General features: G+C 69.7%; 11 protein-coding genes. 4 read left to right on the top strand and 7 right to left on the bottom strand.

Annotated elements, in window-relative coordinates:
• Positions 1–22 precede the first annotated feature (22 nt).
• The gene (locus OL358_RS06985) at positions 23–2179 is read right to left on the bottom strand and encodes an ATP-dependent Clp protease ATP-binding subunit (RefSeq protein ID WP_264709233.1); all 2157 of its coding nucleotides are present in this window, start codon (positions 2177–2179) and stop codon (positions 23–25) included.
• 170 nt (positions 2180–2349) lie between these two features.
• On the opposite strand from OL358_RS06985, the gene OL358_RS06980 reads away from it, so the two are divergent.
• Positions 2350–4281 (top strand): alkyl/aryl-sulfatase, encoded by a 1932-nt coding sequence (locus tag OL358_RS06980; protein ID WP_264709232.1) that lies wholly within the window; start codon positions 2350–2352, stop codon positions 4279–4281.
• Positions 4282–4310: 29 nt separating this feature from the next.
• Here the strand turns inward: OL358_RS06980 and OL358_RS06975 are convergent, their stop codons facing one another.
• The 4 genes from OL358_RS06975 to OL358_RS06960 form a co-directional block, all read right to left on the bottom strand.
• On the bottom strand, positions 4311–5978 hold the full coding sequence (locus tag OL358_RS06975; protein WP_264709231.1) for a SulP family inorganic anion transporter: 1668 nt from the start codon (positions 5976–5978) through the stop codon (positions 4311–4313).
• Positions 5979–6030: 52 nt separating this feature from the next.
• Entirely contained in the window at positions 6031–7053 is a 1023-nt protein-coding gene (locus OL358_RS06970; protein WP_264709230.1) for a GlxA family transcriptional regulator, read from the bottom strand.
• A 295-nt stretch (positions 7054–7348) separates the two neighbouring features.
• Entirely contained in the window at positions 7349–8569 is a 1221-nt protein-coding gene (locus tag OL358_RS06965; protein ID WP_264709229.1) for a glycosyltransferase, read from the bottom strand.
• Positions 8570–8575: 6 nt separating this feature from the next.
• A complete protein-coding gene (locus tag OL358_RS06960; RefSeq protein ID WP_413631343.1) occupies positions 8576–9802 on the bottom strand; it encodes a glycosyltransferase in 1227 nt (408 codons plus the stop codon).
• A 105-nt stretch (positions 9803–9907) separates the two neighbouring features.
• Here OL358_RS06960 and OL358_RS06955 point away from each other — a divergent pair, with 105 nt between their 5' ends.
• The 3 genes from OL358_RS06955 (at position 9908) to cls (ending at position 12362) form a co-directional block, all read left to right on the top strand.
• Entirely contained in the window at positions 9908–10513 is a 606-nt protein-coding gene (locus tag OL358_RS06955; protein WP_264709228.1) for a hypothetical protein, read from the top strand.
• A gap of 148 nt (positions 10514–10661) precedes the next feature.
• Positions 10662–10874, top strand: a complete 213-nt coding sequence (locus OL358_RS06950) for a hypothetical protein (protein ID WP_264709227.1) — start codon at positions 10662–10664, stop codon at positions 10872–10874.
• Positions 10875–10895: 21 nt separating this feature from the next.
• Entirely contained in the window at positions 10896–12362 is a 1467-nt protein-coding gene (gene cls / locus OL358_RS06945) for a cardiolipin synthase (RefSeq protein ID WP_413631498.1), read from the top strand.
• 173 nt (positions 12363–12535) lie between these two features.
• On the opposite strand, the gene OL358_RS06940 is transcribed toward cls, so the two are convergent.
• Both OL358_RS06940 and OL358_RS06935 read right to left on the bottom strand, forming a co-directional pair.
• Positions 12536–13114 carry an endonuclease domain-containing protein gene (locus OL358_RS06940; RefSeq protein ID WP_264709225.1) on the bottom strand — a complete coding sequence of 193 codons (579 nt, stop codon included), beginning with the start codon at positions 13112–13114 and terminating at the stop codon, positions 12536–12538.
• A 722-nt stretch (positions 13115–13836) separates the two neighbouring features.
• Positions 13837–15000, bottom strand: a complete 1164-nt coding sequence (locus OL358_RS06935) for an AI-2E family transporter (RefSeq protein ID WP_264709224.1) — start codon at positions 14998–15000, stop codon at positions 13837–13839.
• Positions 15001–15025: the final 25 nt, after the last annotated feature.

Raw genomic sequence — 15025 nt, 5'->3', positions numbered from 1 at the left:
CGCACCGGTCCGAGCCTGAGCGTCAGCCGACGGAAGGCCCCTCGCTCGCGAGCGACAGACCGGATCCGTCGACCGCGACATCCACCCTCACCACGTCGCCGTCGTGCACCCCGCCGCCGAGGATCGCCATCGCGAGGCGGTCCTGGATCTCGGACTGGATGAGCCGGCGCAGCGGACGGGCACCGAACGCCGGGTCGTAGCCGCGCTCGGCGAGCCACGTGCGCGCCTCGGGCGTGACCGCGAGCATGAGCCGACGATCACGCAGTCGGCGCTGCAGCGCGTCGACGGCGAGCTCGACGATCTGCGCGAGGTCGTCCTGCGTGAGCGCCTGGAAGATCACGATGTCGTCGAGGCGGTTCACGAACTCGGGCTTGAAGGCCTGGCGGACGAGGCCCTGCACCTGCTCGCGCTTCTGCTCGATCGACAGCGTCGGATCGATCAGGATCGGCGAACCGAGGTTCGACGTCAGGATCAGGATCACGTTCTTGAAGTCGACCGTGCGGCCCTGGCCGTCGGTGAGGCGTCCGTCGTCCATCACCTGCAGGAGCACGTCGAAGACCTCGGGATGCGCCTTCTCGACCTCGTCGAGCAGCACGACCGAGTAGGGCCGGCGGCGCACCGCCTCGGTCAGCTGACCCCCCTGCTCGTAGCCGACGTAGCCGGGAGGGGCGCCGACCAGGCGCGAAACGGAGTGCTTCTCGCCGTACTCCGACATGTCGATGCGCACCATCGCGTGCTCGTCGTCGAAGAGGAACGCGGCGAGCGCCTTCGCGAGCTCGGTCTTGCCCACGCCCGTCGGGCCGAGGAACAGGAACGAGCCCGTCGGCCGGCCGGGGTCGCTGATGCCCGCGCGTGAACGCCGCACCGCGTCGGACACGGCCTTGACCGCCTCTTTCTGCCCGATGAGCCGCTTGCCGAGCTCGGCCTCGAGGTGCAGCAGCTTCTCGGTCTCGCCCTGCAGCAGCCGCCCGACCGGGATGCCCGTCCACGCCGCGATGACGGCGGCGATGTCTTCGTCGGTGACCTGGTCGTTGACCATGCGGTCGCCGGCCGGCTCGTCGCGTTCGGCCTCCACGAGCTGCCGCTCGAGCGCGGGGATCTCGGCGTACAGCAGACGGGACGCCTTCTCGAGGTTGCCCTCGCGCTGCGCGCGCTCGGCGTCCATGCGGGCGGCGTCGAGCTTGGTCTTGAGGTCGCCGACGCGGTTCAGCGATGCGCGCTCGCGCTCCCACCGTCCCTGCAGATCGGCGAGCCTGGCCTGCTCGACGGCGAGCGTCTCGCGCAGCGTCGCCAGACGCTCCTTGGACGCGTCGTCCTTCTCCTTCTTGAGGGCGAGCTCCTCGAGCTTGAGGCGATCGACGTGCCGGCGCAGCTCGTCGATCTCGAGCGGCGCGGAGTCGATCTCCATGCGCAGCCGGGACGCGGCCTCGTCGATCAGGTCGATGGCCTTGTCGGGCAGCTGCCGGCTCGGGATGTAGCGGTGGCTGAGGGATGCCGCGGCGACGAGCGCGGCATCCGCGATCGCCACCTTGTGGTGGGCCTCGTAGCGCTCCTTGAGCCCGCGCAGGATCGCGACGGTGTCCTCGACCGTCGGCTCGCCGACGTAGACCTGCTGGAAGCGGCGCTCGAGCGCGGCATCCTTCTCGATGAACTCGCGGTACTCGTTGAGCGTCGTCGCCCCGATGAGGCGCAGCTCGCCGCGGGCGAGCATGGGCTTGAGCATGTTGGATGCCGCGACCGACCCCTCGCCGCCGCCGGCGCCCATGAGCACGTGCAGCTCGTCGATGAACGTGATGATGCGCCCGTCGGACTCGGTGATCTCCTTCAGGACGCTCTTGAGGCGCTCCTCGAACTGTCCGCGGTACATCGCACCGGCCACCAGCGCCGAGATGTCGAGCGTGACGAGCTCCTTGTCTTTGAGCGACTCGGCGACATCGCCGGCGACGATGCGCTGCGCGAGGCCCTCGACGACGGCGGTCTTGCCGACGCCGGGCTCGCCGATGAGGACGGGATTGTTCTTGGTGCGGCGGGTCAGCACCTGGCTGACGCGGCGGATCTCGCTGTCGCGCCCGATGACGGGGTCGAGCTTGCCCTGGCGCGCGCGGTCGGTGAGGTTGATCCCGAACTGCTCGAGGGCGCTCTGCGACTCCTCCTGCCCGGGGTTCTGTGTGGCGTTCATGTGTCTCCTGAAATCTGCGGGTCCGGCAAAAAGTTGAGCCGTGACGACTCAAGTTTAGCATCGGCGCGTGGTGGCAGGCAAGTGAACGGATGCCGCGACCGCTGTCTGTGCCGGAGGACCGCGGATAGGTTGGAGTCACGCCCGCTCGACGACCGCTGGGAGCCCCCGCCATGACCCCTGACGCACACCTCGACCCGAAGCCGGCGAGCCCTCACACCGCACAGGCCAACGCGGCCGCCGCGGCCGGGCTCCCCCTGTCGGACCGACGCGACTACGACGACGCGAAGCGCGGTTTCATCGCCACCCTCGACGACCCGGTGATCCGCCGTGCCGACGGCTTCCCGGTGAACGACATCACCAGCCACGACTTCGTCCTGAGCTCGGACCAGGCGCCCGAGAGCGTCCACCCGAGCCTCTGGCGCCACGCCCAGGTCAATCAGAACCACGGCCTCTTCGAGGTGACCGACGGCATCTACCAGCTGCGCGGCATCGACCTCTCCAACATGACGATCATCGAAGGCGACGAGGGGATCATCGTCATCGACCCGCTCATCTACCGCGAGACGGCGGCCGCCGGCCTGGCCCTCTACCGTGCGCACCGCGGGGATCGCCCCGTGAAGGCGCTGATCTACACGCACAGCCACGCCGACCACTACGGCGGCTCGAAGGCGATCGTCAGCAGAGACGACGTCGACTCCGGCCGGGCGGTCGTGATCGCTCCGGAGGGCTTCCTCTACGAGGCGGTCGCCGAGAACATCTACGCCGGCACCGCGATGTCGCGACGGGCGATCTACATGTACGGCCCGATGATCCCGGCAGGGCCGCTCGGACACGTCAACGCCGGCCTCGCCAACACGATGGCGAACCTGGGCGAGTCGACGCTCGTCGCGCCCACCGACCTCATCACGCAGACCGGCGAGACGCGCACCGTCGACGGCGTCGAGATGGTCTTCCAGATGGCGCCGGGCACCGAGGCGCCGGCCGAGATGCTCATCCACTTCCCGAAGCACCGCGCGCTGTGCGCCGCCGAGGACGCGACCCACACGCTGCACAACCTGTACACGCTGCGCGGAGCGCAGGTGCGCGACGCCGCGACGTGGTGGAAGACCCTCAACGAGACGATCCAGCTCTTCGGCGCCGACACCGATGTCATCTTCGCCCAGCACCACTGGCCGCGTTGGGGCACCGACGACATCGTCGCCTTCCTCGAGAACCAGCGCGATCTCTACAAGTACCTGCACGATCAGGTGCTGCACCTCGCGAACAAAGGCGAGACGATGCTCGAGATCGCCGAGCAGCTGCGACTCCCCGACGGGATCGCCGGACAGTGGTACAACCGCGACTACTACGGCTCGGTGAACCACAACGCCAAGGCCGTGTACCAGCGGTACCTCGGGTGGTACGACTCGAACCCGGCGCACCTGCACACCCTGCCGCCGGCCGAAGCCGGTGCACGGTACGTCGACCTGGCGGGAGGAGCGGACGCCGTGATCGCGAAGGCCCGCGCATCGTTCGACGCCGGCGAGTACCGCTGGACAGCCGAGCTGCTCTCGCACCTCGTCTTCGCCGATCCGGGCAACCGGGAAGCCGTGCTGCTGCAGGCCGACACGCTCGAGCAGCTGGGCTACCAGTGCGAGAACCCGACGTGGCGCAACGAGTACCTCATGGGCGCGCAGGAGCTGCGCGGCGGCGTGAAGGACCTCGGCTCCATCGTCCTCGCCACGCTCGACGTGCTCGAGGCGATGCCGCCGGAGATGATCTTCGACTTCATGGGCATCAAGCTCGACGGGCCGCGCGCCGCGGCGACGGCCGCGACGATCCAGTGGTCGATGACGGATGCCGCGGACGACGCCGCATCCACCTACGCCCTCGAACTGCGCAACGGATGCCTCATCTACACGCCCGGCAAGACGCTCGACGAGCCGGGCGCCACGGTGTCGTCGACGAAGACCGCGCTCGCGGCGGCGGCGTTCGGCGCATCGAGCATCGACGACGCGATCGCGAACGGGTCGCTCGCGGTCACCGGCGACGCCGCCGCTGTGTCAGCGCTTTTCGGCCTGATGGAGGACTTCCCGTTCTGGTTCCCGATCGTGCAGCCCTGACCGGCTTCCGGAGGCGGTGACGACGGCTGTCAGCCCCGCGCGATCTCGTCCTGTGCGTCGGCGTACGCACGGCGCAGGGCTTCACCGATCCACTCGGTGCCCTTGTAGACGTTCTGGGCGCCGATGTCGGCGGTGAGGCCGCCCGCGTCGAGCTGCGCGATCACCCGCTCCTCGGTCGCCACCACCTTGAGCGATGAGCCGACCTCGCCCAGCTGCTCGGCGAAGCGGCGCAGCACGTCGACGAGCGACAGCCCGATCTGATCGGTTCCACGCAGGCGGACGATCACGACCGATCCGCTCGAGTGCGCCTCGACCTCGGGCAGCTGGCGCTGGAACACGGGTGCGCTTGCGAAGAACAGGCTGCCGTAGGGCTGCAGCACCAGGACCTCGCCGCCGGGAACGACGGCGGGCGGATCCGTCTCGCGCATGCGGCCGTCCGGCACGACCTCCAGGCGCCGCACCCGCACCCGGTTCGACTGCTCCGCCACGTACAGGATCACGCCGAGCCCGACGCCGACCAGCACCGCGAACTGCAGCGGGATCAGGAGGGTGAGGCCGAAGGTCACCGCCATGATCGCGGTCGGCAGCGGCCCGGTCTTGATCACCGAGTACACGCGGCTGGGCTTCACCGCCCGCCAGCCGACGACCATCAGCAGGCCGGCCAGCGCCGGCATCGCCACGAACGACACGAGGTCCGACGCGACGAACAGCAGGACCGCCATGACCGCGCCCGCGACGAACATCGACAGGCGCGTGCGCGCACCCGCCTGCACGATGAGTGACGAGCCCGACATCGAGCCGCCCACCGGCATCCCCTGGAAGATGCCAGACACCAGATTCCCGATCCCCTGCCCGATGAAGTCGCGGTTCGGGTCGGCGGGGCGACCGTCCTTGGTGGGGATGCCGGCGCTCACCGCCGCGCCCTGCACCAGACCGATGAACGCCAGCGAGAGCGCGGGGATGATCAGCGCGGGCATGTCGGCGACGCTCGGCAGCACAGGCACCGGCAGGCCCCGCGGGACCTCGACGATGTCCCGCAGCAGCACGACGGGATCGGCGACCCACAGGTTGAGCACCACCGCGACGATCGAGCCGCTCACCACTGCGACGACGAGACCCATGCTCCCGAGGCGGGTGGGCAGCAGCACCACGATGATCAGGATCGCGATCGTCCCCACCACGACCGAGGCGATGCTCCACTGCCCGATGTGGAGCAGCACGTCGAAGGTCTTCAGCAGGCGATTGGGCCCGCGCGCCTGGTAGCCGGTGAAGTTCGAGAGCTGACCGAGCACGATGTTGACGCCGATCGCGGTCACGAACCCGGTCATGACCGCCGTCGGGACGAAGCTCACCAGACGGCCGCCGCGCAGCAGTCCCGCGAGCGCCATGACGATGCCGGTGAGCACCGCGAGCGTGAACAGGGCTCGGTCGGGATCCGGGAACTGGCCGAGCCCGGCATCCGACACGACCAGCGCCATCGCGCTCGTCGCCTGCACCGCCAGGAAGGCGCTGCTCGTCGCGAGCGCCGCGCCGACCATGCCGAACAGGTACGCGTACAGCCCCGCGAGAGGATTCACGCCCGCGAGCAGTCCCGCGGCCAGGCCGTCGGGCACCGCCTCGATCCCGAGCACCAGGCCCGCCGCGGCATCCTTCCCGACGGTCTTGCGGGAGAACCACCGCCTCGGATCGATGCGCACGGCTACACCGTAGCGACCGGGCGCGGCGGGCCGCCTCGCCCGGCGCGGGTGGTTACGCGACGGGTTCCAGCAGCGCCGCCTCGACTGGCCGGTCGACGCCGGCCGCCTCGCGCGCCTCGCGCGTGCAGCAGAACCGGGCGCGGTAGGCGGTCGGGGTCGTGTCGAGCACGCGCGCGAAGTTCTGGCGCAGCACGGCCGCCGAGCCGAATCCGCTCTCGTACGCGATGCGGTCGAGTCCGAGGTCGGTCTTCTCGAGCAGACGCTGCGCGTGGATGATGCGCTGGCGCGCGACCCACGCGGCCGGCGTCGCACCGTAGTCGGCCTTGAAGCGGCGCGCGAACGTGCGCGGCGACATGTGCGCCTTCGACGCGAGCTGGTCGACCGTGAGGTCGAGGCGCAGGTTCTCGAGCATCCAGTCGGTGACGGGGGCGAGCGACAGCGACGCGACCTCGGGAAGAGGCTTGTCGATGAACTGCGCCTGCCCGCCGTCGCGCTGCGGCGGCACGACCATGCGGCGCGCGATCTTGTTGGTCAGCTCGGCGCCGAGCTCCTGGCGCAGCAGGTGCAGGCACGCGTCGAGCCCGGCGGCGGTGCCGGCGCTCGTGATGATGCGGCCGTCCTGCACGTAGAGCACGTCCGGATCGACGTCGACCTCGGGGTACAGCGCGGCCATCTCGTCGGCGTACATCCAGTGGGTGGTGGCCTTGCGGCCGTCGAGGACACCGGATGCCGCGACCACGAACGATCCGCTGCACACGCTCAGTACCCAGGCGTTGCGCGCGACGGCTTTGCGGACCACGTCGAGCACCCGCTCGTCGGAGGCGCTGCGCGCCCAGAACTGGCGCGGGGTCGGCGAGACGACGACGAGGTCGGCCTCGTACGCGAACGACAGGTCGAGATCGACGTTGATGGAGAAGCCCATCTTCGACGTCACCGCACCCGGGTCGGGCGTCACGATGCGGAAGTCGAAGTTCGGGATGCCGTCGTCGGTGCGGTCGAGGCCGAACGCCTCGCAGGCGACTCCGAATTCGAACGGCGCGAAGCCGTCCTGGACGATCACGGCGACGCTGTGCATGTCGTACCTCAGTTCATCGAGGGGTGGCAGTTTTCCTGCGTTGTGTGTCCATCCTGCCACTGTTGGCAGTCATGACGCAAGCGTAGCGTTACTGCCATGTTCATGGTGATTCTTCTCGCAGCACTGTCCGCTGTCGCGATCGCCTCGACGATCACGGCACTCCGCAACGACGGCTACCACCGTCTCCCCACCGATCCCGCCCGGCTCCCCTGAGCCCCTCATCGTCCGTTTGTGCGGGCGAATGGACGCCTGGCCCACCGGGCACACGGCAATTCGCCCGCACAAACGGAACGGCTCAGGAGCCGACGACCCGCTCGTAGATCTCGATCATCGCCGCTGTGCGGGACGACTGACGGAACCGCTCGCGGATCGTCGGGTCGACCGCCACGGGCGTCCCGGCCTCGATGTCGGCAGCTGCCGCCCGCAGAGCCGCTGCGAGCGCGGCCGTCGACGCGGCAGCCGTCGCGTCGGCGGCGACCGGCCAGAATCCCGAGCCCAGCTCGGCGGCCAGGTCGGGGTCGCTGACGATCGACGGCGTTCCGAGGGACGCCGCCTCGAAGATCGTCATGCCCTGCGTCTCGAAGCCGATCGACGTCTGCACGACCGCGTCCGCGTCGGCGATGCGCTCGAGCACCCGCGCGTACGGGAGCTTGCCCGCGAAGACGACGGATGCCGCGGGCCGCAGTCTCTCCACGAGACGCTGCGCCGCGCGCAGCTGCCCGCCGCCGCCGATCACCTCGACCTCGGCGCGCACGCCCGACGCGGCGAGCGCCTCGAGGAAGGGCAGCAGGCGCTTCTCGGGACTCATCCTCCCCAGCCAGACGAACCGGGGCGGCCCGGGACGGCGATCGGACCCGGCCGACGCGAGCACCGAATCGAGCACGCCGTCGTCGATGCCGTTCCACACCACGTCCACCCGCGGGACCGCATCGCGGGGCACGACCCCGTGCTCCTCGAGCCGCCGGGCGAAGTGCGTCGACGGCGCCGTCACGGCGTCGGACTTCGCGGCGAGCCCGCGCAGATACGCCCACCCGTCCCGGCGCTTTCCGTGCGGTGCGAGCGCCCACGACTGCCAGCCGTTCAGCACGCGCAGCACCGTCTTCGGAAAGGGCGTGGTCGCCTCGATGCCGACGTCGACGCGATTGTGCATCGTGTGGACCACGGGCAGCTGATGGCGGGCGGCGAAGCGGTGTCCGATGAACGCGCCCCAGAAGTCGGCCTGGACGTGGACGACGTCGACGGCCGGCCGGCCGGCGAGCGCGGCATCCACCCATCTGTCCGTCCGCCGTCCCGGCCACGACATCGAGTACTCGCGGTCGGGGGTGATCGGGATCGACGGGATGTCGAGGTACGCGGCATCCGGAGAGAACGACCGCCCCCGCGGCCCGTGCACGCGGGGCGCGACGACGGTCACGGTGTGGCCGGCCTTCTCGAGGAACCGGCGCTGCAGCCGCATCGAGACCTGAGCTCCGCCGAGGGTCTCGACGTGCTGGTCGCCGAACATCACGACGTGCACGGTGCGCTACTCCGGCAGCGGTTCGTCGCGGTAGAGCGCCTCGAACGTGTCGAGCGTGCGCTTCATGTCGTGCACCTTGACGCCCTCGAGCGACGCCTGCTGCATGCGCAGGCGCTCCTCGGGGCTCTGGGTGAGCACGGTCGTGAGCTTCGCGACGAGGTCGTCGACGTTCCCGGGCTCGAAGAGGTAGCCGTTCTCGCCGTCGTGCACGAGATGCGGGAGCGCGACGGCGTCGGCGGCGACGATCGGCAGACCCGATGCCATCGCCTCCATCGTCGCGATCGACTGCAGCTCGGCGATCGACGCGATCACGAACAGCGACGCGTTCGTGAGCAGCGCCCGCAGTTCCTCGTCGGTGGTGTGGCCGTGGAAGTGCACGCGGTCCGACAGCCCGAGCTGGAGCATGAGCTCTTCGAGGTTGCGGCGCTGGTCGCCCTTGCCGACGATGTCGAACCGCACGTCGAGCGCGGGATCGAGGCGCGCGACGGCGCGCAGCACGACATCGATCTGCTTCTCGGTGGTGAGGCGGCCGACGAAGACGAGGCGGTGCGCGTCACGCGGCGTGAGATCGGCCGTGTAGTTGGATGCCTCGATCCCGCAGCTCACCGGGATCACGTTGTCGATCTCGATCGTGCGCTCGAGGAACTCGGCCGCCTTGCGGGTCGGCGTCGTCACGGCACGGGTCAGGTCGAAGGTGCGCTTGGCGTCCTCCCACGCGAGCTTGATCGCGTACCGGGTCCACGAGGCAGGCAGCACGGTGAAGTCGAGGACGTTCTCGGCCATCACGTGGTTGGTCGCCACGATCGGGATGCCGCGCTGCGTGGCGATGCGCGACAGGCCGCGTCCGATGACGATGTGCGACTGGATGTGGACGATGTCGGGCTGCACCTCGGCGAGGACCCGCCGCGAGTAGTACTTGGACCGGAACGGCATGACGAAGGTCAGCCAGTCGTGCGGGTACCAGCGCCATGACGGGATGCGGTGCATCGTCATCGGCTGCCCCTCGATCACTTCGGTGAACCGGCCGTGCGTGCGGTGGGTCGCGCTCGGCGCCATCACGTGCACCTCGTGACCGCGGGCGACGAGCCCTGCGGCGAGGCGCTCGGCGAAGCGGGCCGCCCCGTTCACGTGCGGGAGGAAGGTGTCCGCGCCGATCAGGATCTTCAGGGGAGCCTTCGGAGCGTCGGGCCGCGCCTCGGCGGAATGGTCGTGGGGCGTCGCGGACTCGGTCACGGGGATCGGGGGCCTGTCTGTGCGGCGGACGCGCGGCGGAAGAGATGGGTGCGCGCGCCTTCCACTGTACCCGAGGGCCCTCCGACACCCCCGTACGCTGGAGGCATGCCCCGACTTCAGGCGGACGCCGACACCACCCTCTGGGTGCCGGTCACCGAGTCCCTCGGCTTCACGGGCCGCCGCCACAGGAAAGCTGCGATCCGGATGCTGCTCTCCCAGGCGAACACCGCGATGGGATCCGCCGAGCGGCCCGGCAGCGGGGTCGCCGCGTGGGCGATGAGCCAGGCCGCACCGTTCCTCATGCGCCGCGCGGCCGGCCGCGTGCTGGTGTGGGTGTGGAAGGCGGATGCCGAGCTCGTGGTCGTGATGGCGCAGGTGCGGGAGGCGACAACCCAGCTGCGCGCCGCCCGCGCCATGATGCCGATGGAGTACGACGACACCGAGAGCTTCCGCAGCCCCTACCTGGGCGTGGGAGAGAAGCTCGAGATGTCGCTGCCCGCCGACCAGCGCACTCCGCCGTTCGCCACCTACACGTGGGACACCGGCACGCACTTCGTCACGGTGACGGCGGTGTGCTCCGACCGCGAGCGCTTCGGCACCGTCATCCGGTCGGTCGACGACCTCGCCCGCACCGTGCGCGTGATCGACGACCTCGCCGTGGGCGAGGCGCCGGGCGTGCTGCGCATCGAGCCCGGCGGTGGTCCGAAGTGACCGGGCATCGCGGCATCCGGTCGCACACTGCGGCGCGCCGCGTGAACGGGATCTGAACGGAATCATCCCCCGCGGGTGACGGCACCGGGCCGCTCTCTGCCCCAACCTGGCAGAGTCCGATTCCCCTCCGTGGCGCAGGAAGGATGCCGTGTCCTCGCACGTTGTCGAAGTCGTCATCACCGGCCATCTCGGGCCGACTCTCGCCTGCGCGCTCGATCGCTACGATGTGGCGGACCGGGACGACGGGACAACGAGCATCACGGGACTTCTCGAGGACCGCTCCGAGCTGCGAGGCCTGCTCGGCGTCCTGGACGACCTCGACATCGAAGTCGTCTCCGTCAACCGAGTCACTCCCGCCTGAAAGAGGAACCGAATGTTCAGCATGCTCGACGCGGGACCCGTATGGCCGATCGTGGTCGTCGTCGTCATCGTCATCGACCTCATCGCCCTGATGGTGATCCCGCGGGGCCGCAAGCCCACGGCGGCGATGGCGTGGCTGCTGCTGATCTTCCTGCTGCCGTTCATCGGCATCCTGCTGTTCCTCCTCATCGGCAGCTTCCGCCTGCCCGAGAAGCGCCGCGCCGAGCAGACGCGCATCGACGGCCTCATCCGCAGCGGCGTCGACCGCGACCGGCTGAGCACCGAGGAGCCCGACTGGCCGCGCTGGTTCCAGCGCGTGGTCGAGCAGAACGAGAACCTGACGGCGCTTCCCGCCAGCGAGGGGAACGAGGCATCCCTCTACCCCGACTACCAAGGATCGATCGACGCGATGGCCGAGGCCATCGACACCGCGGAGCACTTCGTGCACGTCGAGTTCTTCATCGTCGCGTGGGACGACACCACGCGCGGATTCTTCGCCGCGATGGAGCGCGCCGTCGCCCGGGGCGTCACCGTGCGTCTGCTCGCCGACTACGTCGCGACGCGCCGCCTGGGCAACTGCAAGGCGACTCTCGCCGAACTCGACCGCATCGGCGTGAAGTGGGCGTGGATGCTGCCCGTGATGCCCCTCAAGGGCAAGTACCAGCGGCCCGACCTGCGCAACCACCGCAAGATCGTCGTCGTCGACGGCCGCATCGGCTTCATGGGATCGCAGAACCTCATCGACCGCAGCTACGACTCCCCCAAGAACCTCAAGCGCGGCCTCAAGTGGCAGGAGCTCATGACCCGCCTCACCGGCCCGGTCGTCGCGGCGGTGAACGTCGTGTTCCTGTCGGACTGGCTGATCGAGACCGGTGAGGAGCTCACCGCGACCGAGCATGTGCCCGCGACGGCTCTGGAGCGATCGTCGTCCCCCGACGCGCTGCTGTGCCAGGTCGTGCCGAGCGGGCCCGGATACGCGACCGAGAACAATCTGCGGCTTTTCCTGTCGCTCATCTACGGGGCGACCGAGAAGGTCATCCTGACCAGCCCCTACTTCGTCCCCGACGAGGCGATGGTCTACGCCATCACGACGGCGTGCCAGCGCGGTCTCGAGGTGCAGCTGTTCGTGTCGGAGATCGGGGACCAGGGGCTGGTGTACCACGCGCAGCGGTCCTACTACTCGGCCCTGCTCGAGGCAGGTGTGCGGATCTTCCTCTACCCCGCGCCGTTCATCCTGCACTCCAAGCACTTCTCGATCGACGACGACATCGCCGTCATCGGGTCGAGCAACATGGACATCCGCTCGTTCAGCCTCAACATGGAGGTGTCCCTCCTGGTGCGCGGCGAGTCGTTCGTCGCAGGGATGCGCGAGGTCGAGCAGGCGTACCGCGACGCCGGCCGCGAGCTCACTCTCGAGGAGTGGAACAACCAGCCCGGCAAGGCGACGTTCCTCGACGGTCTCGCCCGCCTCACCTCCGCGCTGAACTGACCGCCGGGGAACCCCGGCGTGTCACCCCGGTCGTATCACCGGGCCGTGTCACCGGGCCGTGTCACCGGGCCGTGTCACACGAACGGTCGGCTTACCGGTCGAGGACCCGCCGATCCTGTGACATGCCCCCTGTCGTGTCACACAAACGGCCGCCCAGCCCGTCGGAGAGCCGCCTACCGTGTGACATGACCCAGCGGGCGGATGCCGCTGCCCGGCCAGCCGGCCGCGCCGAGGGCGGTCATGACCTTTCGCACCGCTACCCGAGGATCCGGCCGCACGTGGTGGGACAGGATGCGGACGTGCTGCCAGCCCGCGGCGCGGATGTCGTCCCAGCGGTCCGCGTCGCGCCGGAACTGCCGATCGTTCTCCGCGTGGATCCTCCCGTCGTACTCGATCGCGACTCGGTACTCGACGTAGGCGAGGTCCAGTCGCGCGATGAAACGCCCTGATGAGGCGCGGAGGTCGACGTTGATCGCCGGTTCGGGAAGCCCTGCGCGGATGAGGAGGAGGCGAAGGGCTGTCTCTTCCGGCGACTCGGAGCCGACCCTGACGAGCGCAAGGCTCTGCGTGAGCAGGCCGCCGCCGACGTCGCCCATCGCCTCGACCTCGGCGGCCAGTTCCTCGATCGTCGCCAGCCCGCGGCGCGGATGAACGAGGAACTCCGCGGCGGCGATGAGGTCATCCAACCCCCAGTGCGCGGCAGCCTGTCGCCACGCGCGGACGGGACTCTCCGCGGGGACGCCGCCGACCATCCGCACCGCCGACGGTCGCGCCTGCAGCCGGTGGCCGGTCCATTCCTTCCGCCGCGGCGACCCGGCGGGTCGATGAGCCGACACGTGGAGCCGCGGCTGGTAGGGCCATCGAGGAAGAGGACACCCGGCGAGGACGAGGCTCGTCTCGTGGCTGAAGAACTGCGAGGGCAGTAGTGCGGGGGCAGTCTCGTGCGCCCGCACCCGCATCTCGGCCCCGCACCGATCCTCGCGCCGGGGATCGGTCGGATCTTCTGTCGGAGCCACGACCGCACGGACGCCGTGCGTCGGCATCCGAAGATCGAGTGCTCGCAGTCGCGAGCGCGAGACTCCCAGGACGCGGGCTTCACGAACGGCGAACGCATCGTCCAGACCGGGGGGAAGTGGTTCTGGTCTGCTCACACACCGATAGAGCCGCGATCTCCGTCCTGGCGGGGCGGCGCAATCGTCTTCGGTGGAACGCCGTGCCATCACCGCTGCTGTGGAGGAACCCGCCCCGACCCGCAGCGATGTCACACGGTCGGCGGCTTCGCATCGCATGCACCCGCCGTTCGCGTGACATGCCCACACTCGATGTCACTCGATCGGCGGCTTCGCATCGCATGCACCCACCGTTCGCGTGACATGCCTCGGGCGCGAGTGGGCCGGGCGCGAGGGGGCCGGGCCCGAGCAGGCCGGGGCCGGGCGAGCACCGAGCAGGACACGACCCGGCCGCCGGCCGGCCGTCAGACCTTGAGGTCCTGCTTCGGCACGACGACCTCGCGGATGATGAGCAGGATCGACGCCATGACGGGCAGCGCGACCAGCACGCCGATCACGCCCATCAGCGCGCCGCCGACCATGGCTCCGATCAGCACGAGCGCCGCCGGGATCGCGATGGCCTTGTTCATGACCCGGGGGCTGATCACATACGACTCGAGCTGGATGTAGACCAGGTACGCGACGAAGAAGATGAGCGCCTGCGTCGGGCTCGTGAAGAGCGCCACACCGGTGCCGAGCACGAGGAAGATCACCGAGCCGAACAGCGGGATGAGCGTGATCACGAACGCGATGACGGCCATGAGCGCCGGGAACGGCAAGTCGATGAGGATGTGAAGCAGGAACACGACGGCCGCGTTGAGCGACGAGAGCGTCACCGACCCGATCAGCGCCCCGCCCACCGACGCGGTGATGCGCTCGGTGAGGTTCTCGAGGCGCGCGCGGTTGCGCGCGGGCGCCAGCGCATAGAACGCCTTCTTCATCGACGAGAGCGACGACAGGAAGTAGAGGGTGAGGGCGACGACGATGAACGACGCCGAGATCCCGCTCACGAACGCCACACCCACCGCGAGGAGGCCGCCGCCCAGAGCACCGAGGGTCGAGGGACTGGACACCCACTGCGCGAGCTCTTCGAGGGCGGCGAGGATCGCCACCTGCACGTCGCCATCCAGCGACTGGAACCAGGCCGTCTCCGGCACACCGGCGATCGTGGCGGGAATCGCGACGATGAACTCGCCGATCTGCGCGACGACCGGGGGAAGCACCCAGATGAGGAACGCGGCGAACAGGAGGGCGAAGGCGCCGAAGACGATGGCGATCGCCCCACCGCGCTTCACCCGGTGCCGTTCAAGCATCCGCACGATCGGGTCGAGCCCGAGGGCGAGGAACATCGCCAGCACGATGTAGACGAGGATCGTCGAGATCGAGCCCAGCGCGCTGCCGAGCACCAGCGCGCCGAGCACGCCCAGGGTCGTGACGAATCCGAGCACGAGGGGCCGGTCGAGCGCGGCCAGCACGCCGGCGAACCGCTTGGGGCGCTCCGGCGCGGCCATCACGTCGATCAGCGCCGGGTCGTCGTGGTGATGCGCCTCGTCGACGGGGTCGACCGCGCCCGGGGGGTTCGCGTCCATGCGCACATCATGGCGGCGCACCCCG

It is taken from the genome of Microbacterium sp. SSM24 (genome assembly GCF_025989145.1).
GTDB lineage: Bacteria > Actinomycetota > Actinomycetes > Actinomycetales > Microbacteriaceae > Microbacterium.
This window is presented reverse-complemented; position numbering and strand designations above follow the sequence as displayed.

Bases quoted from the DNA above. Each gene is read 5' to 3' on its own strand.
- OL358_RS06985 (WP_264709233.1), bottom strand. From the start codon at position 2,179: ATGAACGCCACACAGAACCCCGGGCAGGAGGAGTCGCAGAGCGCCCTC.
- OL358_RS06980 (WP_264709232.1), top strand. From the start codon at position 2,350: ATGACCCCTGACGCACACCTCGACCCGAAGCCGGCGAGCCCTCACACC.
- OL358_RS06970 (WP_264709230.1), bottom strand. From the start codon at position 7,053: ATGCACAGCGTCGCCGTGATCGTCCAGGACGGCTTCGCGCCGTTCGAA.
- OL358_RS06955 (WP_264709228.1), top strand. From the start codon at position 9,908: ATGCCCCGACTTCAGGCGGACGCCGACACCACCCTCTGGGTGCCGGTC.
- cls (WP_413631498.1), top strand. From the start codon at position 10,896: ATGCTCGACGCGGGACCCGTATGGCCGATCGTGGTCGTCGTCGTCATC.
- OL358_RS06940 (WP_264709225.1), bottom strand. From the start codon at position 13,114: ATGGTCGGCGGCGTCCCCGCGGAGAGTCCCGTCCGCGCGTGGCGACAG.
- OL358_RS06935 (WP_264709224.1), bottom strand. From the start codon at position 15,000: ATGGACGCGAACCCCCCGGGCGCGGTCGACCCCGTCGACGAGGCGCAT.